The 19,200-nt window shown below is 46.0% G+C and carries 21 protein-coding genes; 13 read left to right on the forward strand and 8 right to left on the reverse strand.

Annotated elements, in window-relative coordinates; translation table 11 throughout:
- Nucleotides 1-62 precede the first annotated feature (62 nt).
- Complete coding sequence (locus F3J22_RS23080) at nt 63-1,403, forward strand: DEAD/DEAH box helicase (protein WP_167020284.1); 1,341 nt, start codon at nt 63-65, stop codon at nt 1,401-1,403.
- A 46-nt stretch (nt 1,404-1,449) separates the two neighbouring features.
- Here the strand turns inward: F3J22_RS23080 and F3J22_RS23085 are convergent, their stop codons facing one another.
- Nucleotides 1,450-2,343, reverse strand: a complete 894-nt coding sequence (locus tag F3J22_RS23085) for a sugar phosphate isomerase/epimerase (RefSeq protein WP_167020285.1) — start codon at nt 2,341-2,343, stop codon at nt 1,450-1,452.
- A 109-nt stretch (nt 2,344-2,452) separates the two neighbouring features.
- Here F3J22_RS23085 and F3J22_RS23090 point away from each other — a divergent pair, with 109 nt between their 5' ends.
- The 3 genes from F3J22_RS23090 to F3J22_RS23100 all read left to right on the forward strand — a co-directional run bounded on the left by F3J22_RS23090 (nt 2,453) and on the right by F3J22_RS23100 (nt 4,944).
- Entirely contained in the window at nt 2,453-3,247 is a 795-nt protein-coding gene (locus F3J22_RS23090; RefSeq protein WP_167020286.1) for a helix-turn-helix transcriptional regulator, read from the forward strand.
- 10 nt (nt 3,248-3,257) lie between these two features.
- Nucleotides 3,258-3,800: a DUF1697 domain-containing protein gene (locus F3J22_RS23095; protein WP_167020287.1), complete on the forward strand. Its 543-nt coding sequence runs from the start codon at nt 3,258-3,260 to the stop codon at nt 3,798-3,800.
- Between the two features lie 148 nt (nt 3,801-3,948).
- On the forward strand, nt 3,949-4,944 hold the full coding sequence (locus F3J22_RS23100; RefSeq protein WP_167020288.1) for a hypothetical protein: 996 nt from the start codon (nt 3,949-3,951) through the stop codon (nt 4,942-4,944).
- A 3-nt stretch (nt 4,945-4,947) separates the two neighbouring features.
- On the opposite strand, the gene F3J22_RS23105 is transcribed toward F3J22_RS23100, so the two are convergent.
- Nucleotides 4,948-5,832: a LysR family transcriptional regulator gene (locus tag F3J22_RS23105; protein WP_167020289.1), complete on the reverse strand. Its 885-nt coding sequence runs from the start codon at nt 5,830-5,832 to the stop codon at nt 4,948-4,950.
- A gap of 132 nt (nt 5,833-5,964) precedes the next feature.
- Between F3J22_RS23105 and F3J22_RS23110 the strand changes: the two genes are divergently transcribed.
- From F3J22_RS23110 to F3J22_RS23120, 3 genes are all read left to right on the forward strand, one after another.
- Nucleotides 5,965-7,221 (forward strand): MFS transporter, encoded by a 1,257-nt coding sequence (locus F3J22_RS23110; RefSeq protein WP_167020290.1) that lies wholly within the window; start codon nt 5,965-5,967, stop codon nt 7,219-7,221.
- A 154-nt stretch (nt 7,222-7,375) separates the two neighbouring features.
- The gene (locus F3J22_RS23115; protein ID WP_167020291.1) at nt 7,376-8,545 is read left to right on the forward strand and encodes a copper amine oxidase; all 1,170 of its coding nucleotides are present in this window, start codon (nt 7,376-7,378) and stop codon (nt 8,543-8,545) included.
- A gap of 66 nt (nt 8,546-8,611) precedes the next feature.
- A complete protein-coding gene (locus tag F3J22_RS23120) occupies nt 8,612-9,430 on the forward strand; it encodes an NAD(P)-dependent oxidoreductase (RefSeq protein WP_167020292.1) in 819 nt (272 codons plus the stop codon).
- A 74-nt stretch (nt 9,431-9,504) separates the two neighbouring features.
- Here the strand turns inward: F3J22_RS23120 and F3J22_RS23125 are convergent, their stop codons facing one another.
- The 5 genes from F3J22_RS23125 to F3J22_RS23145 all read right to left on the reverse strand — a co-directional run bounded on the left by F3J22_RS23125 (nt 9,505) and on the right by F3J22_RS23145 (nt 13,687).
- Nucleotides 9,505-10,299, reverse strand: coding sequence for a PhzF family phenazine biosynthesis protein (locus F3J22_RS23125; RefSeq protein WP_167020293.1), 795 nt, complete (start codon nt 10,297-10,299; stop codon nt 9,505-9,507).
- A gap of 125 nt (nt 10,300-10,424) precedes the next feature.
- Nucleotides 10,425-11,420 (reverse strand): ThuA domain-containing protein, encoded by a 996-nt coding sequence (locus F3J22_RS23130; protein WP_240155151.1) that lies wholly within the window; start codon nt 11,418-11,420, stop codon nt 10,425-10,427.
- 397 nt (nt 11,421-11,817) lie between these two features.
- Nucleotides 11,818-12,723: a hypothetical protein gene (locus F3J22_RS23135; protein ID WP_167020294.1), complete on the reverse strand. Its 906-nt coding sequence runs from the start codon at nt 12,721-12,723 to the stop codon at nt 11,818-11,820.
- Between the two features lie 447 nt (nt 12,724-13,170).
- Nucleotides 13,171-13,347 (reverse strand): hypothetical protein, encoded by a 177-nt coding sequence (locus F3J22_RS23140; RefSeq protein WP_167020295.1) that lies wholly within the window; start codon nt 13,345-13,347, stop codon nt 13,171-13,173.
- A 31-nt stretch (nt 13,348-13,378) separates the two neighbouring features.
- Entirely contained in the window at nt 13,379-13,687 is a 309-nt protein-coding gene (locus tag F3J22_RS23145; RefSeq protein WP_167020296.1) for a DUF3175 domain-containing protein, read from the reverse strand.
- 268 nt (nt 13,688-13,955) lie between these two features.
- Here F3J22_RS23145 and F3J22_RS23150 point away from each other — a divergent pair, with 268 nt between their 5' ends.
- The 6 genes from F3J22_RS23150 to F3J22_RS23175 all read left to right on the forward strand — a co-directional run bounded on the left by F3J22_RS23150 (nt 13,956) and on the right by F3J22_RS23175 (nt 17,504).
- Entirely contained in the window at nt 13,956-14,612 is a 657-nt protein-coding gene (locus F3J22_RS23150; protein ID WP_167020297.1) for a hypothetical protein, read from the forward strand.
- Between the two features lie 81 nt (nt 14,613-14,693).
- Nucleotides 14,694-15,467 (forward strand): helix-turn-helix transcriptional regulator, encoded by a 774-nt coding sequence (locus F3J22_RS23155; protein ID WP_167020298.1) that lies wholly within the window; start codon nt 14,694-14,696, stop codon nt 15,465-15,467.
- A 66-nt stretch (nt 15,468-15,533) separates the two neighbouring features.
- Nucleotides 15,534-15,995 (forward strand): hypothetical protein, encoded by a 462-nt coding sequence (locus F3J22_RS23160; protein ID WP_167020299.1) that lies wholly within the window; start codon nt 15,534-15,536, stop codon nt 15,993-15,995.
- A 66-nt stretch (nt 15,996-16,061) separates the two neighbouring features.
- Nucleotides 16,062-16,412, forward strand: a complete 351-nt coding sequence (locus F3J22_RS23165) for a hypothetical protein (protein WP_167020300.1) — start codon at nt 16,062-16,064, stop codon at nt 16,410-16,412.
- Between the two features lie 91 nt (nt 16,413-16,503).
- The gene (locus F3J22_RS23170) at nt 16,504-16,983 is read left to right on the forward strand and encodes a DUF4920 domain-containing protein (RefSeq protein WP_167020301.1); all 480 of its coding nucleotides are present in this window, start codon (nt 16,504-16,506) and stop codon (nt 16,981-16,983) included.
- Between the two features lie 107 nt (nt 16,984-17,090).
- Nucleotides 17,091-17,504: a hypothetical protein gene (locus tag F3J22_RS23175; protein WP_167020302.1), complete on the forward strand. Its 414-nt coding sequence runs from the start codon at nt 17,091-17,093 to the stop codon at nt 17,502-17,504.
- Between the two features lie 89 nt (nt 17,505-17,593).
- Here F3J22_RS23175 and F3J22_RS23180 read toward each other — a convergent pair whose 3' ends face one another.
- Complete coding sequence (locus F3J22_RS23180; RefSeq protein WP_167020303.1) at nt 17,594-19,192, reverse strand: SusD/RagB family nutrient-binding outer membrane lipoprotein; 1,599 nt, start codon at nt 19,190-19,192, stop codon at nt 17,594-17,596.
- Nucleotides 19,193-19,200 lie beyond the last annotated feature (8 nt).

The following is a 19,200-nucleotide window of genomic DNA, read 5'->3' on the forward strand; positions in this document are numbered from 1 at the left end:
AGCCCGGTTTCGGGTATAACGGGCGAAAACATTACCTTTGCCGTTCATTTTATAGCAGCGTCATGACTTTTCGTGAATTAAATCTGAATTCTTCCTTACTGAATGCACTGGATGATCTGGGCATTCAGCAACCTACTACTATACAGGAACGTGCCTTTTCCGTGATCATGTCCGGCCAGGACGTTTGCGGTATTGCACAGACCGGTACCGGTAAAACCTTCGCCTATCTTTTACCTGCATTACGTATGTTTAAATTCTCCAGGGAGAAACATCCGCAGATGCTGATTTTAGTACCTACCAGGGAGCTGGTGGTACAGGTAATCGAATCTATCAAAAAACTGACTACCTACATGAGCGTGGAGGTAATCGGGCTGTATGGCGGCGTAAATATGAACCCGCAGGCCGCTGCCGTACAAAACAAAGTAGATATTATAGTAGCCACACCAGGCCGCTTATATGATATTATCCTGAGTGGTGCCGTGAAAATGAAAGGCATCAAGCGACTGGTAATTGATGAGATGGATGAGATGCTGAACCTGGGCTTCCGCATGCAGATCCAGAACATCATGGACCTGTTGCCGGAGCAACGCCAGAACCTGCTGTTTTCTGCTACCATTACAGAAGATGTGGAGAAACTTATTGAAACACATTTTGATAATCCTGTGCGAATTGAGGCAGCACCTGTAGGTACACCACTGGAAAACATTGATCAGCGACTGTTCCGCATTCCTAACTTCTATACGAAGGTAAATCTCCTTAAAAATCTCATCACCAACGATGAGACGATGACCAAAACCCTGATATTCGCAGGTACCAAACAACTGGCAGACGACCTGTTTGAACTGCTGTCGCCGGCATTCCCGGAAAAGGTAGGCATCATCCACAGCAACAAGGAGCAAAACCATCGTTTCAACACCATCAACGCATTCAAGGCAGGCAATACCCGCTTCCTGATCGCTACGGATATCATTGCCCGCGGCCTGGATATCACGGATATCACGCATGTGATCAATTTTGATACACCGGATACAGCAGAAAATTACATACATCGTATAGGCCGTACCGGTAGAGCAGACAAAAAAGGTATTGCGATCTTACTGACGAAAGACAGCGAGGTACCGCAACTGGAAGCCATCGAGGGATTGATGAACTATAGCATACCAGAACAACCATTACCAGCAGACCTGCAGTTTTCAACCGAATTAACAGAGGATGAAAAGCCGAAGGTATTTATGCGTAATACGCTGGTGAAAGCGCCGTCCCGCGAGGATGCAGGGCCTGCGTTCCATGAAAAGCTGGCGAAAAATAAAAAGACAAACGTAAAGGTCAGCCATAAAGACAAAATGATGCTGAAATATGGTAAGCCTAAGAAAAGAGGCGCCAAACCTAAGCGTAAAAAATAAAGCCCAAAAGGGTCTCAGCCCGTTTGAGACCCTTTTGTTTTTTTGTCTATTTCAATATCCGCTCCTTCATAAAACCGGCACTTCTGCTTATGCAGGTGAGTGCATCCGGCACGTAATTATTTCCCTGCTCCACAAAAATCCGTTTGAGTCCTGAAACGCCTGCCAATGGTGTAATCGTCGTGAAATCGATGGTACCGTTGCCTACGTAGGTGTGCAGGTCAGGGTTTTCTCTGTCCATATCCTTGATATGCCATACAGCAAACCTTCCTGGCTGTTTACGGAATAATTTCTCCGGCTGCTGGCCGGAGCGGATAGACCAGTAAAGGTCCAGCTCCAGTTTTACCAGTTGCGGATCTGTTTCAGCGAGGATGATATCATAACCCAGCTGTCCGTTCATCTGCTCAAATTCGAAGTTGTGGTTGTGATAGAGCAGCTGTAATCCGGCCTTACTTACCTGCTCTCCTATTTCATTGAGCGTGGTTGCCAGCAGGTGAAACTTTTCCGGGTTGCGCAGCTGCGGGTCGAGCCATGGCCACACAATGTATTCCTGCCCGAGTACATGTGCACCGGCGATACACTGGTCTACATATTTTCGGCGCTCATCAGTGCTGACGCCATTCAGCAGGAACTTGTCGATGTCGTAATGGCCACTGGAAGTAGTAAGGTTATTATCCTGCAGCATGGCCTTAAAGGTTTTGGGGTCCATGTTCCAGTAAAATTTGTTGCCACCGTGGTTGAATCCATAGGTTTCGAGGTCCTGGTAACCGAATGCAGCCACCTGTCTGAGTGTGCCGGCAGGGTCGGTTTTCATCTGTGCATTGAGGGAGTAGAGTTGTAATCCAAGCGGATAATTGAAACTTTTAGCCTGTACCCAACGTGGAAGGAACAGGCTGCCGGCAGCTGCGAGACCACCGCTTTTAAGAAAGAATCTTCTGTCCATTAACTAAAATTTTGCTTTTAAAAAATCCACGGTTTAAACATACATCCCATCTAATTACCAGCCTTGTAAAAAAGCGAACGGGTATCTATATCTTACTGTATATTGTTTTATGTTCTATTATAGAGAATATCCTGTAGCCGCCCCATTATCTACCTATATAAAAAAATGCTGGGTGCTGGACAATTCCCAGAACCCACTGGCGCTTACCGGGCGCAAAGTGCTTCCCAACGGGTGTTTCAACCTGGCTATTATATCCGGACAGGGAATAGCCATTGCAGGACTTCACCATACTGTTCTTAAAGAAGGTATTTATTTTTGTGGTCAGCTGACCAGTGCAATCGATATACACCTGCACGCCTATACGAAAATAGTACTGGTACAGTTGTACCCCTGGGCGCCGGTAAATTTTATGAAGGAAGGACTGGCAGGAACGGCAGACAGGTTCCTGGACATTCATGACCTGCAACATATGCTGGACCTGGATTTCGAGTTATGGGACGAGCCTGCTATACTGGCAGCAGTACAACGTTCTTTTCTGCCGTTACTGAATGCACCAGGGCATGTAACGATGGCTGTATGCTCACTGCTGCGTGCAGAAAAAGGTAATCTGCGCATTACTGATATTGCAGCTAATATGGGCGTATCCAACCGGTACCTGGAAAAAAAATTCAGGGAAGCACTGGGTATTACCCCAAAAGATTATGCAGGTATCATCCGGGTTAGAAGCCTGATAGATGCTTATCAGCAGCGCAGCAACAGTCCGGGGTTCACGGGATTGGCGTTGGAACATGGTTTTTATGATCAGGCGCATTTCATAAAATCCTTTGCGGCCATCACGCGTATATCGCCCGGAAAATTTAACTTAGATGCCTATCTCCTGGCACTCAACGGGCAGGGAATTTAATTTATTTAATATGCAGACATATATAGCATTATTGAGAGGCATCAATGTAAGTGGCAGTAAAATTATTAAGATGGAATTACTGCGGGAGATTTTTGAATCCATGCAGCTAAAAGATGTCAGGACCTATATCCAGAGCGGAAATGTGGTGTTTAAATCTGCGATAAAAGATGAGGAAAAACTGTCGGAGCTGGTGCATAAGGGACTCGAAAAAGCACTGGGATATAAGGTAGAAGTGGTATTACGTACACCTGCCGAATTGAAGCGGCTGATTAACAAACATCCATATGGCAAGATCGCTGCGGAGGAAACGCGCAAACTATATGTGGCGTTTCTGCCAGTGGCCCCTGCGACGGCAGACCTCGAAAAATTTATTGCGTTGCAGTCGGAACAGGAACAGTTTCATTTCCATGAGCGGGAGTTGTATATCGCGATAGATAAGGCTATGTTAAAGCCAAAGTTTACCAACAATATTTTAGAGAAAAAATTGAAAATATTTGCGACTACCCGAAATTGGGCCACCGTCAACAAATTGCTTGAAATGGCCGCTGAATAAGCACTATAGTGCTACCTACTTATGTTAACGATTCGCAAATCAAGACGTTTGAACATGACGATAGTCTATCACTGATAGTTTAATAATAATGGAATAATATAAGAACGCGAGAATCAGAATGATTCCATTATTATTAAACTATACTCAAATGCACATCTTTTTGAATTTTACCTATGCGGCAGGAGATAACCGCAACGATGTACCTGCACATTTAAGACACTTGCTGAAGGCTGCTACGATCGTACGATACAGCGTCACTGAGAATGGCTGGATACTGGAACAGTACCAGGTTATGGGAGGAATTTACAGAGCCCTTGTTCATTATGCGATTCAGGAGAATGAGACACTTTTTGTTGATAGCAACATCGATGTCATTGCGATCAACAGGTCTACAAAGCATGAAGTACTGGTACCAACGCAGGAGTTAATTTCGGTAGGTGATGCCAGTGCTATGGATTATCATATGTTTATAGTAGCCAAAGGAAAAAACGTATCTTTTGTTCCAGGTGGTGGTATACATGAGATTTCTTTTTTCTCCATCGACACGGCTGCCATTCCTAATTTGATAGCACTATTTTATGACTTACATCCTTTACTCTGGCTGCTGCCCATCACGCAAACACAAAAACTGGAAGGCGTATCTTTCCGGCAGAATGAAATAAGTGACTGGATGGATGAGCGGATGCTCAACCAAACAGGATTCCAGGGGCTTATATTCCCATACCAGCAAAGGATTTCCGTTAATTATATCCTATGTGCATTGCGCTGCATGGAGGAGGAATATTCCCAGCTGCTAACGGACCGTGAAATAAACTTAGCCGTTGAAGTATTTGATCTTATAAAAGATATCGCAAAAATTCAGGACCTGCAGGCTTATCTAATGAAGAAAACCGGTCAGCAATTTGTGGATATTGAATATGTTTTTAAAAACCATTACAAAATGTCTGTGATGGAATTTGTAACGATGGCAGTGTATTTACATGCCTATGTGTTGCTGGCTGTAGCGGGCTTTAGTATAGAAGCAGTTGCAGACATCACCCGCATCGGCATGGATGATTCCGGCCATGTAGATGTAGCATTATTTAAGATTTATATGGAAGACTATTTCAAAGTACCAATGACAGGAATAGTTCCGAATTTATAAATATCATTTACGATCTGCGGTCACTTTTTCCAGTTCCTGGATAAATCTGGCCGCAGATTTTTTTAGCCGTATGCCCTTCAGCGTTATGATATAGGATTTTCGTACCCAGTCCTGCCCTTCCAGCGGGATTACGATAATGTTCTTCCATCCTGTTACAGCCCTTTCATTTAAGAGTGTAGCCCAGTGGCCTTTTTCTACCAGCGACAACAGGCTGTGTACATCATTCATTTCAATTTTTATAGAGAGGCTTACCTCATGCTTTTTAAGTATTTCATCGAGGAAGTCGCGACTGCTATAGCCTGGTGTTGCCAGGATCATGTCTACGCCTTTCAGGGCTTTTATGCCTATGCTTTTTTTCCCTGACAGCGGGTGCTTCTTACTAACGGCCATGACTATACGCGATCTTAACAAGGGTTGCATCTGGAGTCCGTCTTCGTGGTCTTTACTGTGGAAGGTAAGCAGCAGGTCGAGGTCTTGTGCCCTGAGCTTACGTTCCAGCTCATCCGGGGAGCCGTATACAATCTGCAGGCGGATGCCGGGATATTTCTGCGGAAAGCTGACCAGTAGTGGCAGGAGCATGCTGGTGAAGGCATAGGTAACGCCGATGCGGAGTTCACCTGTAAGCAGCCCCTGCAATTCTTCCACAGCCTGGCGGCCTTTCTCCACTTCTTCGAGTACATAGCGCGCATGTTCCAGGAAGATTTGTCCGCCTTCGGTCAGCAACACCTTCTTGCCTACCCTGTCGAACAGGTAAGTATTCAGTTCACCTTCCAGGGACATGATCTGCTGGGATAAGGTAGACTGCGTTACATATAGCTCTTTGGCAGCAGCGGTAAAGTTGCCTATCTCAGCGGCTTTCACGAAATATTTCAATTGGCGTAGCTCCATCGATCAATCGGTTTTACTAATGGATTTGATTAAAACAATCTATTTTGCTTACATATAAATATAGCGGAAATTTGCATCCAGAAGAATGGCAGTATACAAATACTGCGAGCCAATAACAGAAAAACCTCAGGAATGGACGTATTTCGGTCGCTTAAATCCCGCAACTTCCGCTTGTTTTTTTACGGACAATCGGTATCACTGATAGGCACATGGATGCAGAAAACAGCAGTATGCTGGCTGGTTTACCGGCTAACAAATTCGGCGCTGCTGTTAGGCGTGGTCAGCTTTGCGGGGCTCATCCCCTCTCTTATCCTTTCTCCCTATGCCGGCAGTTATATAGACCGGCATAACCGATATAAGATACTGGTACAAACGCAGGTCATCTCCATGTTACAGGCATTGGCACTGGCGGTGATGATCCTCTTCAGATATTACAGCATTACCGGCATTATCCTGCTGACGCTGGTACAGGGCATCATCAATGCATTTGACGTTACCTGCCGGCAGTCGCTGATGGTAGATATGGTTACCCAGCGGGAAGACCTTCCCAATGCCATAGCATTGAATTCTACCATGGCCAATTTTGCACGCATTGCCGGGCCTGCCATGGCGGGAATTTTATTGAGTGCCTTCGGGGAAGATGTCTGTTTTGGCCTGAACTTCATCAGCTATATTCCCGTGCTGATCTCCCTGTTTATGATGAAGCTGGATACGCCAGTATTAAAAAAGACAGATACCAGCATCTGGACAGAATTACGCGAAGGATTCCACTATATTTCCCACGATAAAGACCTAAGCTCACTACTGATGATGCTTACAGTAAGCAGTATGTTTGTAATCCCCTTTAATACACTGATGCCGATTTTTGCAAAAGATGTATTTAATGGTACCGCAAAAACATTCAGCTGGTTCGAAAGTGCGGCAGGACTGGGTTCTATTATCTCTGCGATGTATATGGCCAATCTCAAGGCCGGTAAAGACCTGGTGAAGATACTGGTTACCGCCAGCCTGATATTCTCTTTAAGCCTGATGCTGCTGGCCTATTCCGGCTGGCTGCCACTGGCGCTGGTGTTCATGGTGCTCTCTGGCGTAGGAATGATGGCGCAAACATCTGCCATCAATACTTATATCCAGACACATGCCATCCCTGCGATGCGGGCAAGAGCCATCAGTTATTATATTATGGCTTACCAGGGTATTATTCCCGTGGGCAGTTTACTTGCCGGTGTGATGGCCAATGTGGCCGGGCCTAAGTTTACCGTTTTCGCTGAAGGGATTATCGGGGTTGTTGCGGTGGTAGCCTTTGTTAACTACCGCAGGCGCCATGCAGCCGAAATCAGCAGCAATGCGATGGAGTCTGCCAATAATTCAGCCGCCTCCGCTGCTTAGTATTTTCATATAGTCATTTTAGTGAGGGATGAACGATTGCCGTTCATCCTTTTTTATTAAATTTTATTACCTACTTAATACTACTTAATAATATTTTTATTTAAGTTAGCGAAAATATTTATTTTTTTAATCAACCAAGATAATAGCATTATCAATGCGGAAACCTTTATTAGCGGGCCTGTTCGCCCTTTCCTGTACTTATGCCAGCGCACAGACACTTACCACCGCCATGAACAATGCCCTCACAGGCGCCAGACAGGGCAGCATCGTATTACTACCTGATTTCCTATCAGAAAAGATTCCTTATATCAACTATCAGCAGGTAGTGATGCCCGGGCCACAGCATGTAATCGCAGACGATCCCGAATATATACGTGTACCGGAAGGCATTGCCTTGCAGGAACGCGTAGCTCCCGGCGCAGTACGACTATATGTTTACAATGTAAATGGCGTGACAGAACCGGCAAAAATGCCGAGGAAAATAAGTGCTGTCATAGAAAATACCGGCAACAGCAACATGCAGCTGCGCATGCAGCGCTATTCTTCCCAACCACCCAGCACCAATTATTACCTCGTAGGTAAAAACGGGCTGGCAGATTATTTCGCTTCAAAACCCGCAACGAAAGTACGTACCATAAAACCCGGAGAGCGTGTTGCCATTGACGCTCAGCTGGAAAAAAACGTGGTCACATACGACCAGCTTACCCATGGCTTTTATGAATTTACGATAGACCAGCCGGGCCTCATCAGCGTGGTACAGACAGATCCTGCAACCTCCGGCCCCGCGGCAGTAGCGCGACTGAAGGGAGTACTTCCCTCCAAAAGCAAAAGTGGCGCCGGCAGAGGCGTTTTTGGTGTAAGCAATTACCGTATCATCGCTATAGATACCCTCGATACGAAAGATGGCGTAAAAGAGCTGGTAATGGCCGACGGCGTGCGTGATCCATGGGTACTGGGGTCAGAAGGCAGCTCAGATGCAGTCGCTAAACTGAGTGGCAACTACGGCGTGATGTACAACATAGAAATGAAATGGAAAAGTACGGATGGCAAAGGATTGGCGCTGGTAACATGGAATGCACGCGGCGGCGGTCAATGGTGTGATGCCATGGCCAACACGATGGTGGTGAGTGAAGGCAAATTCAAGCCTGGTACTATCCAACTTCCGGCAGACCAGCTAACGACTGGCAAGGCGCCTGAGGCAGTGCTGGTGCAGATTTTCAAGCCAGCTGCCAACGGAGAAACGCAAACGATCAAAATGACCTGGTCACCGCCGGGAGCTTCCTGTCTGCCTACCCCGCTGGTATTTATACCGGTAGACCTGTAAGCTGCGGTTGCTATCGTTTTTTTTCCTAAATTCCTGTATCAAAACAATCCGTTTAAAGCAGGAGTTATGACAGCACAGCAACGAACAATTTTCATCACGGGCGCTACCAGGGGTATTGGCAAGGCCATCGCACTGAAAATGGCCTCAGAAGGCAACAATATTGTGATTGCAGCGAAGAGCGTAGAAGAAGATCCCAGGCTGGGCGGCACGATTTACAGTGCTGCGGCCGAAGTAGAAGCAGCCGGCGGCAAAGCACTGGCAGTACAGGTTGATATCCGTGAAGAGGAACAGATTGCCGCTGCCGTGGCTAAAGCGGTGGAAACCTTCGGTGGTATTGATGTACTCATCAACAACGCTTCTGCTATCTCGCTGACCAATACAGAACAAACGTCTGCCAAGCGTTTCGATCTGATGCATGATATCAATGTCCGGGGTACTTTTCTGATGACGCTGCATTGTCTGCCCTATCTGAAAAAAGGCCATCAGGCGCATATCCTGACGTTATCCCCGCCCATTAATCTGGCGCCACAATGGCTGGGGCCTCATGTAGCCTATACCATCAGCAAATACAATATGAGTATGCTTGCGCTGGGATGGGCTGCGGAGCTGGAGCAGTACAATATCGCCTCCAATGCGTTATGGCCGGCTACTACCATCGCCACTGCCGCCGTCAAAAATCTGCTGGGAGGTGATGCATTAATAAATATCAGCCGTACGCCTGCCATCATAGCAGATGCGGTGCATTATATTCTCAGTCAGCCTTCCTCCTTTACGGGCCATACGCTGATCGATGAAGAAGTGCTTCAATCTGCCGGGGTGACTGACTTTGATCAGTACGCCGTCAATCCGGGAGGCAAATTGCATAAAGACCTGTTCCTGGACTAAAACCAGGCCATCATAAAAATAGCGAGGTCGTCTTTACCAGGTAGAGACGACCTCGTTATTTTATCAAATCAATATTATTCCGGCAGTCGGAACCAGCCATCAATCAGCGTGAGTGCCTGTCCGGTTAAAGCTACCTTATCACCGTGGAGGGCTACACGCAGTTCACCACCACGCGCAGATACCTGTAAAGCATTGAAAGTCGTTTTTCCCAGTTTTGCGGCCCAGTAAGGCGCCAGTACACAATGTGCAGAGCCGGTCACGGGATCTTCCGTGAGGCCGTGTGGCGCTGCGAAGAAACGGGATACGAAATCGTAGGGTTTATCGGCATCTGCTCTGGCAGTAACGATGCAATTGTAAGACTGCAACAGTTCATGGGTAGGATTGAAATTGCGGACCTCTTCTTCCGACGGCAGCAGTACCAGCGTACGTTCTACTCCTGCCTGGAGTATTTCTACAGCGGTAGGGAAAACAGCAAGCAGCGTTGTATCCGTTGCGGCTTCGCTGCCGATAGCAGGAAAATTAAGGGTGATCCATCCATCGCTGCCTTTAGTAGCGGTAAACTGTCCTGCAATCGTATGGAAGCGGATTTCCTCGTCAGCCAGCATCATTCCTGTTTCCCAGAGAATATGTGCACTGGCCAGTGTGGCATGGCCGCAGAGCTGCGCTTCTCCCCCATCCGGACGGAACCACCGCAGGATGAAGTCATTGTTCTTTCGCACAACGAAAGCAGTCATCGGTACATTGTTTTCCTTTCCTATGCGGGACAACACTTCATCTGCCGGTAATTGATCCGCAATACAAACAGCAGCCGGATTTCCGCCAAACGGGCGGTTGGTAAAGGCATCTACCTGAAAAAATCTGAATTCCATTGTGCGAAAAATTTATGTTACAAAGGTTTATTTTTCTACAGATAGAAAACAGATGCAGTTTCTATTTTTTCGACCAGATCAGATTATAATTATCTTTTGTTTTGCTGGCTATAAATAACTCACTTCTATTTTTTCTTCCCTCTTCCCAGCCACAGCAAAGCCTGTAACACCAGCTTACCTTGTGTAGGATTGTCAAACGTAAACGACAATTCCTTATTGGTATGGTTTTCATAATCGATGTCGTTGTGGCCCATATTCATGTACACCATCCGGAATTTCCTATTCGTCCACACCACCGGATAGTAGCCGCTATGCCATATTTCGTACTGCTTAGGGCCGGTACCCAGCGGGAAGCTGGTGGAATCAATGGCCAGGAGGATATCTATATCAGGATTTTTAGTCAGGTCCTGGCTCCAGCGGTACCATTCGTTGGGGCTGGATTTGAAGGTATGTGGCAAACCCTTTACTGCCGGATGTTTCGGGTCTTCTACCCGCAATACGGCGGAAGTAGGGCGCCAGGTATTGCTGACATAGGAGCCGCTACCGAGAAAAGTGTTATGGTACCAATCCCAGTTTGCAGGCACAGCAGAAGGTGTGAGCGCAAATGCTGCGAAGTGGAAACCCATCCAGGCGCCGCCATTTTCCATGTAAGACTGGAATGCAGCGCGTTGTTCCGGTTTTTCCGGGCGCGTATCCAGAAATAATACCACTTCATAACTTTTGAGAGAATCGGTGTTTAGCAAAGACCAGTCGCGGGTAGCCCTGTACTCAAAATTATTGGCTTTTGCCTGTTCAGCAAACCACTTGTTGGCTTCGTGTACATAGCTGATATGAGCCTGGTCTGCCTCGCCGGTATAGAAAGCAATCACGTGGAATTGCGACTGGGCTCCTGCCCAGCTGCTCAGTAATAACAATAATGGAAATAGTAATTTTTTCATAGGAGATAAAAATAGCAGATTTTTCGGGAGAGATGCACAACAGTTGCCATAGATATGGGTTTCAGGAGATATGAAGTAGAGATGAAGTAGTAGCCTGACACAGATTACTTTCCGGAAACCGATCGGATAGGTGGCCGTGAGTGATAAACCCACGGTGCACATATCCTTTACTACTGTATGCATAATGACAGGCTTGTTCCCCTCGGCTAATGGTTGGTGATTACACGCCCTCCATAACGGACTTGCACCGTCAAGTTTATTGCCATGGATGGCGAACAAAGAAATGGCTTGCAAATCATTCGATCTGCAAGCCATTTTAGTACCGGAACAGCACTCTGCATTCCAGGTATCAATATGTTTCTTCTATCAGTATCGCACTATCTTATTGGGGCGTTTTAAGCCGAGGAAGCCAATGGCTAAGGAGGTGATAATGCCAGTGACCAGGCTTATGATCGCTCTGCGGGTGATCCAATATAAATTTCCATCTGTCAGCAATCCATATACGCAATAGAAGATAACGGCGGCTATCAAGGTTAGCAGCAGAAAGTTCCTAATATTGATCTTCTTTATAAACATCATATTAAAAAACCAATTTATAAGGGGTTACCTCGAATACTAAAGTTTTCTTTACCGGATCATACTTGATGTCTTCCGGCTGATCGGGTGCGGGTACAGTATCCGCTCCTACCAGCGTACACAAAGAACCTAAGCCTGCTGATATCGCCCATCCGCCTAATATGGCAGCATTGGCCCCTGGCACCCCCAAACCTAGAGACGCAGCTATTCCAAGTCCGGTAAAATATTGTGCAGAAGCGGAAACATCTCCTATCACAAACCGGCCAGGCCCGCCGCCCCCTCTCATTACAGGAGAGAACTGCATAGCTTTATCATAGTATCCTAAGCCGCCTTCCGAAACCGGCGACCATAATGCAGCTGAGTATCTTGCAATGATGCAGGTGCCCTTTATGATGTCCAGATCGGCATCAGTTAGATTCGTCTGTGCATCATTGTCTATGACATCAATTGCAGCAAGCATTTCGCTAAAGGTATTGCTATTGTCCAGGGCTGTTAGCAGGTTGTTGATATACAGTTTTACATTTGCACTCACATTAGGATGAGGCAGATTTCTGAAATCATAACCTACATGCGCCAACTCATTTGAAGTAATTAATGCACGTTGAAATATCCCCCCATTTGTCGATTCTATCGGCATGAAGTCTATGCCGGTAAAGAAAATCCGGCCATTTGCAATGATATCATCTACCTGAGGAAGCCCCTGTGTATTGTCCAGCAGCGTTATTACGTGCTTATTATGCAGGGCCCCAATATCCAGTAAGGTGAAATCAACAGGAACATAGGATGTTGTAGGTTTTGCCACATTCATCTGTTTGCTGGCATCTGTCAGCTTGTCTTTAATGGCATCCTGCTTTGTGCAGCCAATAGTGAAGGATGTGGTAATCAATACAAAAAATAATAGTTTTTTCATCGACTTGGTTTTTAAAGAAAAATTACAACCAAGTGTAACGCAGTACAGCTGTTTTTTATTATTACCCTTTATATCCGGGTAGCATAGGCTGATATGACGGGTGACCAAGCGATACGCCTCACCAGATTTTATTAATTTATATAGCAACATGCAGCGTTTGCTGTGTTTTTCTGATTACAGGTATATACTGCTGTGATTTATAATGCTGCAGGTCTTAAAAATAAAAATTTCCGGAGAAGAAACCACCGGTTTTCCACAACAATCAATTAGATACCAGCTGCGGCAAGCAGGCAATGGCATTTGCGGAAAGGGACCGATGGAGTTTCCCCGGCAAACATTTAAAAAGCGTCATGGCAGATATTCCCTTTTATTCTGCCATGACGCTAAATTTTGATGATCGTTAATATTATTTTTTATTTCAATTAAATAACTGCAATATAATTACCACTAGTGTCCACCTTTACGTTTAGACTGATGGCCTTTATTGAACTGTTGCTGATCAATGTTTCCTTCCTTCTTATCGAGTTCAGGATTTTTTCTTTCATCGGTCATTTTTGATTCTCTTGTTGATGACCTTTCGCGATTTTGTTCCGGGTGTCTGCCGGAATGATTTCCTTTGTGCATGATCATAAAAATTTAGAGAATGAAAGATTTTCTATATCGCTGCCTTATGAAAAATCTCCTTTAACTTTTCCTTGAAATCTTCCAGGGTTTTTAATGTAGTTTCCGGCAGATGTTTACCGGCTCTGTTGATATAGAAGTTAAGCATAGACATGGCCGATTGGTAAGGAGTTCCTTTCCTCCGGCGGCTTCTTAGGGCCGAACGTTTCAAGGAGCGGGCAATTTCCATCGGATCGTTCTTCGTAAAGATTCCTTTTTCTAAATCCAATGCATCGCTCGTTTTGGTAACCCTTGCCGACCATTTCCGTTTAATTTGTTTATGTTGTTTTGTACTAGCCATCATTCTTCGTCTGCTGATATCTCATCAAAATAAGTCCCACAAATAGCAAAATATTGTTAAATCCCGGGGAGTGCTACCCGCCTGCAATTGCCCGGCTGTAACTGCTTTCCCTCTCTTTACCGTAGCCGATGATATCGCTAAAATATTGTAGTTATGATGCTACAAGCCGGGATGCTGCGTCCACACTCACCCGCTTTACAGACGCCAGCATGTGCCTTCTTCTTTGCTTCAGTACCGGCATTATTATTGGCGCTGTAATAAAAACGGAACTATGCACAGGACAAACATCTTCATTCCGGGGCTGGTACCTGATCAGTCCGCAGGTGGGCAGTCCAATACCATGCGCAGCATTACCGCTGCCAATGCAAAAGAGGCGCAGGACTTATACGATATGGCGCGCCACCGCTTACTGGACATCAACAACTGGCATAAAATCAGTGGTGACCTGAGCGCAAGGTTTCAGCTGGTAGCAGCCAATGGCCGCATTGTTGAAAGAGAGGCCCAGGAAGGCGATAGTATCCGAATAAATATTCCCGGCCCGGGAAATAAAGCAGGCAAAGGCTTTGACTGGGTCAAGATCGAACATATTGAAGGAGGTGCTGACGCCAATAAGGAGCTGGCCTATTTTGGCTTGAAAGTCAGCCCTTACCGTGCCCCTGAAAATGCGGGACCGCAAGCGGCGCACTTCTTTGAAAAAGATGTGACCAGTTCCTTTGTAATAACAAAAGTGGGTAACACCATTGGTGCAGCCATCTACGGCAGGAATGAAAAACCGAATATAAAGTCCAGGCGGGTGTTGGACAAAGTGCGCGATTTCATTACGGGTATCGGCGCTATGGCGGGGCTTTCCAAAATACAATGGAAAGCATTGGTCCGGGGCATTGTGCATCCACCGGCGCATTTCCACAAGGCCGGCTTGTTTCACTAAAAAAATGATACATTAAAGCCAGGAATCATTGCAGCGAATTAACCTGAAATAATGTATATCTTTATATAGTAATACCTGACGATGGACATACAGTATTTTTCTCCTGGTTTATTATTACAACCATATATAAAACACTACTTCATCATCAACAGTGAAGAAGGAGTGGTTAACCATGTATTGCCGGATACCAGTATTACGCTTAGCTTCAAATTATCGGGAGATGTCAGACATAACCGTGACGGTGACTCCCGCAGTGTATCGAATATTGGCATTGCCGGTATCAGGAAAACGGCGCAGGAAGTCGCCTATCAGCAGCATACCAGTATGTTGCTGGTAGCCTTCAGAGAGGGCGCTGCCGCAGCATTCTTCCGCACGCCCATGCATGAACTGAATGGTTTTATGCTGGGTCTTCATGAGTTATTACCGCAGCAGGAATTACGTGATGTCAGCGAACAGTTACAGGAAACCATTGGGGCATCTTCCCGGATAAAAATAATAGAAGACTGGCTATCCGGGTTACTGCAGCCCATCAGCAACTTTGGGATGGTACAGCAGGCCGTTGCTGCCATTACCGCTGGAAAAGGTAACATACGTATCACCGACCTGGTGAAAGATTTATACGTCAGCAGAGACCCCTTTGAGAAAAAATTCAGGCAGGCCGTTGGTACTTCTCCCAAGCAGTTTGCAGCAATAGTACGGCTACGCCATATTATCTCCGCCTATGATCCGGCCAAATCCCTGACCTCACTGGCCTATGAATCTGGTTATTTTGACCAGGCACACTTCACCAAAGACTTCAAGCAACTTACCGGTCTGGCCCCGCACGACTTCTTCCGCACGGAGCGTCATTGGTAAAAAAATGAATTTTTACAATTCTCCCCTGCCCTGCCTTCCTAATTTTACACTGTAAATAACAATTATATGAAAACAGTGATAATTAGTATGGTCATATTTTTTGCAGCCCTGGCAATAGAAAACCCGCTACAGGCGCAACAAATCCAACAGTCTCCCGCTCACCCGAAAAACAATGGCACCATGAAAGAGTATGTATTTATCGTAAGCGTAAACCCTAAGAAGCTTACCCAGGAAGACATTAAAAACATCCATGCAGACTGGGACAAAGTAACGCAGGAATGGAAAGCGAACAACCATTATCTGTATGGAAATCCAGTGCCACAACCGGGCGTAGTAGTCAGTGGCAGCAACAAAAGTGTTGCACAGGAAGAGCTGGCAGATGCCCTGCGTGTAGTGAGCTTTATCAATATGGAGGCTGAGAGCGACGAGCAGGCAGTGGAACTGGCTAAAATGGTTCCATTATTAAAATACGGAGGAAAAGTAGAAATCCGCAAGCCACAGCGTGTAGCCGCTCCTGTTAGTCACTAATTGTTTCTAATATAAAAACCTGTAGGCACAACAATTATATTCATCACACCCAAAAACAATAGTCCCATGAAAGAGTATATATTTATCGTAAGCGTAAATCCTAAGCAGGTAACCCACGAAGACATTCTAGACATCCGTGCAGGCTGGGAAAAGGTAACGGAGGAATGGAAAGCGAACAACCATTACCTGTATGGTAATCCGGTGCCACAACCGGGAATAGTTATCAGTGGCAGCGACCAAAGTGTAACACAGGAAGAATTGGTGGATGCACTACGTGTAGTCAGCTTTATCAATATGGAGGCTGAGAGCGACGAACAGGCAGTGGAGCTGGCTAAAATGGTTCCTGTATTAAAATACGGTGGAAAAGTAGAAATCCGCAAACCTCAGCGTGTAGCCGCCCCAGTTAGCACCAACTAACAACGGCTACCAATAAAAAGCGGGAAATCAGCAGCTGGTAAACTGCTGGTTTCCCGCTTTTTATTTATCTTGCTGCAAACCTATATAACTTATGCTAAAGAGTATGATATCCCTCCTGGCATTGCTGCTGGTTGTGACGCTTGCAGTGGCCCAACCTCCGAAAGGTCCTGCCAATCCAAATACCAGGTATGGTGCAGGTACAACCGCAACAGGAGCTGTTGATGCATCCCGGTTACCCGGATTACTGAAAAATGATACCGGCAAACTGGCTGTAAAAATCCAGGCAAAGGTATTGGATGTATGTCCGAAAAAAGGCTGCTGGATGAAGCTACAGGTAAACGACAGTACCACCGCATTTGTGAAGATGAAAAATTATGGCTTTTTCGTACCATTAGACATAAAAGGCAAGACAATTGTGCTGGATGGTGAAGCCTATCAGCATGTTACTTCTGTTGCCGAACAGCGCCACTATGCCGAAGATGCTAAAAAAACACAGGCAGAGATCGATGCCATTACTGAACCGTTGAAAGAATACCGGTATACAGCCAGTGGCATATTGGTGCTTCAATAAAATATTTTACTAAAGACCTTACTACGACGGCTTCCTGGTACCAGGAAGCCGTTGTGTTTGTTGAACAATTACTTTCTACCCGGTGTTTAAAAATTAAACTATCGGCCATGAAGAAGTTATTTTTAGTGCCGGTATTACTGCTGACATGGCTTCTGCTACCGGGCAATCATGTATTCGCCCAAAATAAGCCTGACTATGTGAAAGTAATGACCGACTCCATGAAAAGCAGGTTATCTCTCAACGATGACCAATACAGTAAAGTCTACGACATTAATAAATCATTCTCTGAAAAGATGGGTGGAATCCGCAAAGACAATAGCCTCAGCAAACCAGAGAAAGGTGAAAAGATGAAGGCGCTGAGTGCAGAAAGAGATGGTGAGCTCAAAAAGATACTGACAGATGATCAGTATAAGAAATATGAAGCTAACAAGGCAGAAAGACGGGAGATGGCAAAAGAAAAGTATAAAGAACGCCAGGAACGTAAAGAAGAAAAACAGAAAGCTAAAACAGAACAAGAGTAAGTGTCCTATCATAGATCATAAACAGCAAACCCCTCCAGGTCCGGAGGGGTTTTGCTTTGTGTATCAATCAGGAATCTGCTCACTGTCTATTATTTCATCCACCATACCTTAACGGTAGCGGAATTTCCTCCCATGGCAGCCACCTGTGTTTTATAGTTGGCTTCATTATCAATAGATTCAGTCTGAGGATATTGCAATCTGTTGAAGTTGACGTACTGAGACGGATTACCGTCGCGTGGCGTACGACCGGTGCGGCGCATCAGGTTGTATGCCAGCCAGGGCTGACGGAAATAGCTGAGCCATTCCTGTGCGTAGATTTTATCCAGCAGCTGGTCATCTGTACCCGTAAAGGCGACTTTAGGATTCGTCAGCAGTACATTCATGGCCGAATCTGTAGGATTGGGCGGCGCTACTGCAGCCCAGTTATCATTGGTTACGTTGGTATTATGCGCGATATTATACCAGAAGTTTACGGAAGATTTAATACCAGCGGTATATTCTGTGCCGGCGGTCGTCATATTTTTGGTAACGCCTAATCCGCGGGCATTGGCTTCTGCCTTCAGGAAGTGCACTTCTGCAGCAGAGAGCATTACCTCCGGCTGGTAATTAATATCCCTTACCAGGTAGTAATTAAAAGGGGAATAGATACAATTATCCTTGTTGGAAATGTCAGCATCTCTTTTATCCGTATAGGGATTGCTGGGATCGGTACCTGCTCCGGGCCCCAGTGGCGCCCATTTGCCGGCCTGGTTTGTTTCGAAGAAAAGTAATGCCCTTGGATCAAAAATGCCAGCCGTTGTAGTGTTGGTAGCCATCATATTCCAAACGGTGGTACTCACACGCAGGAACTTATGAGAAGTAAAGGCCCAGAAGCGGCTATCAGTCAGTACCTTCACCATCTTAACCGGCGACATTCCTACATCTTCACCATCTTCTACCAGTGGCACACCGCTCAACGCATACTGAAGGTACGGTGTTGCCGTAGCAGGGGCTTTTTCCACCATCTGCATTGCCTGACGTAACAGCAATGAGTTGGCGAACTTCTGCCACAGCAGCATATTATTATTGAAGAAGGTTTCGCTGGCGCCGAGGGAAGCATAAGGTTTGCCGGCAGCGGTTACGGCATTACCGGTTTTAATGTGTTCAGATGCCCATTTCAGGTTTACCAGCAGGCTATCATAAATTTTTTCCTGGCCATCGTATACCGGGCGGAAGAAAGCTGCATTGTTGCTGTAGGATTTCCCGGCATTGAAGTAAGGCATATCGCCGAACTGGTCGGTAACACGGAAAGTTTTGTAGGCACGCAGCACATAAACGATGGCCTGAATATTATTCATTTCTTCCTTATCCCCGCTGTAGGCATTGATCTGGTCCTGAATAACGTTGAGGTTCTGCAGCGTGTTATAATAATCTGCCCAGATATCGTTTGCGCCATTTTGCACCAGGTAGCCGGAGCTTCCTGCGATGGAACCCAGCTGGGTGGCCGGGTAATACCATTCATTATGAACAGCGGCCTGCTCCTGGCCCAGCAGGAACATCGTGCTGATCACACCATTGACCAAAGGCCCCGTAGCCGCCGTTACCGGCAAAAACGGCGTGGTATTTATTTGCTGGAAATCTTTTGAACATGCTCCAAGCATCATGGCGGCGCCTGAAATATATAACCAGATTTTATTTGAAAATTTCATGAGATCAC

The organism is Chitinophaga sp. Cy-1792, from assembly GCF_011752935.1.
Lineage (GTDB): Bacteria > Bacteroidota > Bacteroidia > Chitinophagales > Chitinophagaceae > Chitinophaga.

Excerpts from the sequence above, each read along its gene's own strand:
- F3J22_RS23145 (WP_167020296.1), bottom strand. The coding sequence starts at position 13,687 with ATGATGGCTAGTACAAAACAACATAAACAAATTAAACGGAAATGGTCG.
- F3J22_RS23155 (WP_167020298.1), top strand. The coding sequence starts at position 14,694 with ATGGACATACAGTATTTTTCTCCTGGTTTATTATTACAACCATATATA.
- F3J22_RS23135 (WP_167020294.1), bottom strand. The coding sequence starts at position 12,723 with ATGAAAAAACTATTATTTTTTGTATTGATTACCACATCCTTCACTATT.
- F3J22_RS23115 (WP_167020291.1), top strand. The coding sequence starts at position 7,376 with ATGCGGAAACCTTTATTAGCGGGCCTGTTCGCCCTTTCCTGTACTTAT.
- F3J22_RS23165 (WP_167020300.1), top strand. The coding sequence starts at position 16,062 with ATGAAAGAGTATATATTTATCGTAAGCGTAAATCCTAAGCAGGTAACC.
- F3J22_RS23160 (WP_167020299.1), top strand. The coding sequence starts at position 15,534 with ATGAAAACAGTGATAATTAGTATGGTCATATTTTTTGCAGCCCTGGCA.
- F3J22_RS23125 (WP_167020293.1), bottom strand. The coding sequence starts at position 10,299 with ATGGAATTCAGATTTTTTCAGGTAGATGCCTTTACCAACCGCCCGTTT.
- F3J22_RS23085 (WP_167020285.1), bottom strand. The coding sequence starts at position 2,343 with ATGGACAGAAGATTCTTTCTTAAAAGCGGTGGTCTCGCAGCTGCCGGC.
- F3J22_RS23110 (WP_167020290.1), top strand. The coding sequence starts at position 5,965 with ATGGACGTATTTCGGTCGCTTAAATCCCGCAACTTCCGCTTGTTTTTT.
- F3J22_RS23140 (WP_167020295.1), bottom strand. The coding sequence starts at position 13,347 with ATGCACAAAGGAAATCATTCCGGCAGACACCCGGAACAAAATCGCGAA.
- F3J22_RS23130 (WP_240155151.1), bottom strand. The coding sequence starts at position 11,420 with ATGCATACAGTAGTAAAGGATATGTGCACCGTGGGTTTATCACTCACG.
- F3J22_RS23175 (WP_167020302.1), top strand. The coding sequence starts at position 17,091 with ATGAAGAAGTTATTTTTAGTGCCGGTATTACTGCTGACATGGCTTCTG.
- F3J22_RS23120 (WP_167020292.1), top strand. The coding sequence starts at position 8,612 with ATGACAGCACAGCAACGAACAATTTTCATCACGGGCGCTACCAGGGGT.
- F3J22_RS23090 (WP_167020286.1), top strand. The coding sequence starts at position 2,453 with ATGTTCTATTATAGAGAATATCCTGTAGCCGCCCCATTATCTACCTAT.
- F3J22_RS23180 (WP_167020303.1), bottom strand. The coding sequence starts at position 19,192 with ATGAAATTTTCAAATAAAATCTGGTTATATATTTCAGGCGCCGCCATG.
- F3J22_RS23105 (WP_167020289.1), bottom strand. The coding sequence starts at position 5,832 with ATGGAGCTACGCCAATTGAAATATTTCGTGAAAGCCGCTGAGATAGGC.
- F3J22_RS23170 (WP_167020301.1), top strand. The coding sequence starts at position 16,504 with ATGCTAAAGAGTATGATATCCCTCCTGGCATTGCTGCTGGTTGTGACG.
- F3J22_RS23080 (WP_167020284.1), top strand. The coding sequence starts at position 63 with ATGACTTTTCGTGAATTAAATCTGAATTCTTCCTTACTGAATGCACTG.
- F3J22_RS23150 (WP_167020297.1), top strand. The coding sequence starts at position 13,956 with ATGCACAGGACAAACATCTTCATTCCGGGGCTGGTACCTGATCAGTCC.
- F3J22_RS23100 (WP_167020288.1), top strand. The coding sequence starts at position 3,949 with ATGCACATCTTTTTGAATTTTACCTATGCGGCAGGAGATAACCGCAAC.
- F3J22_RS23095 (WP_167020287.1), top strand. The coding sequence starts at position 3,258 with ATGCAGACATATATAGCATTATTGAGAGGCATCAATGTAAGTGGCAGT.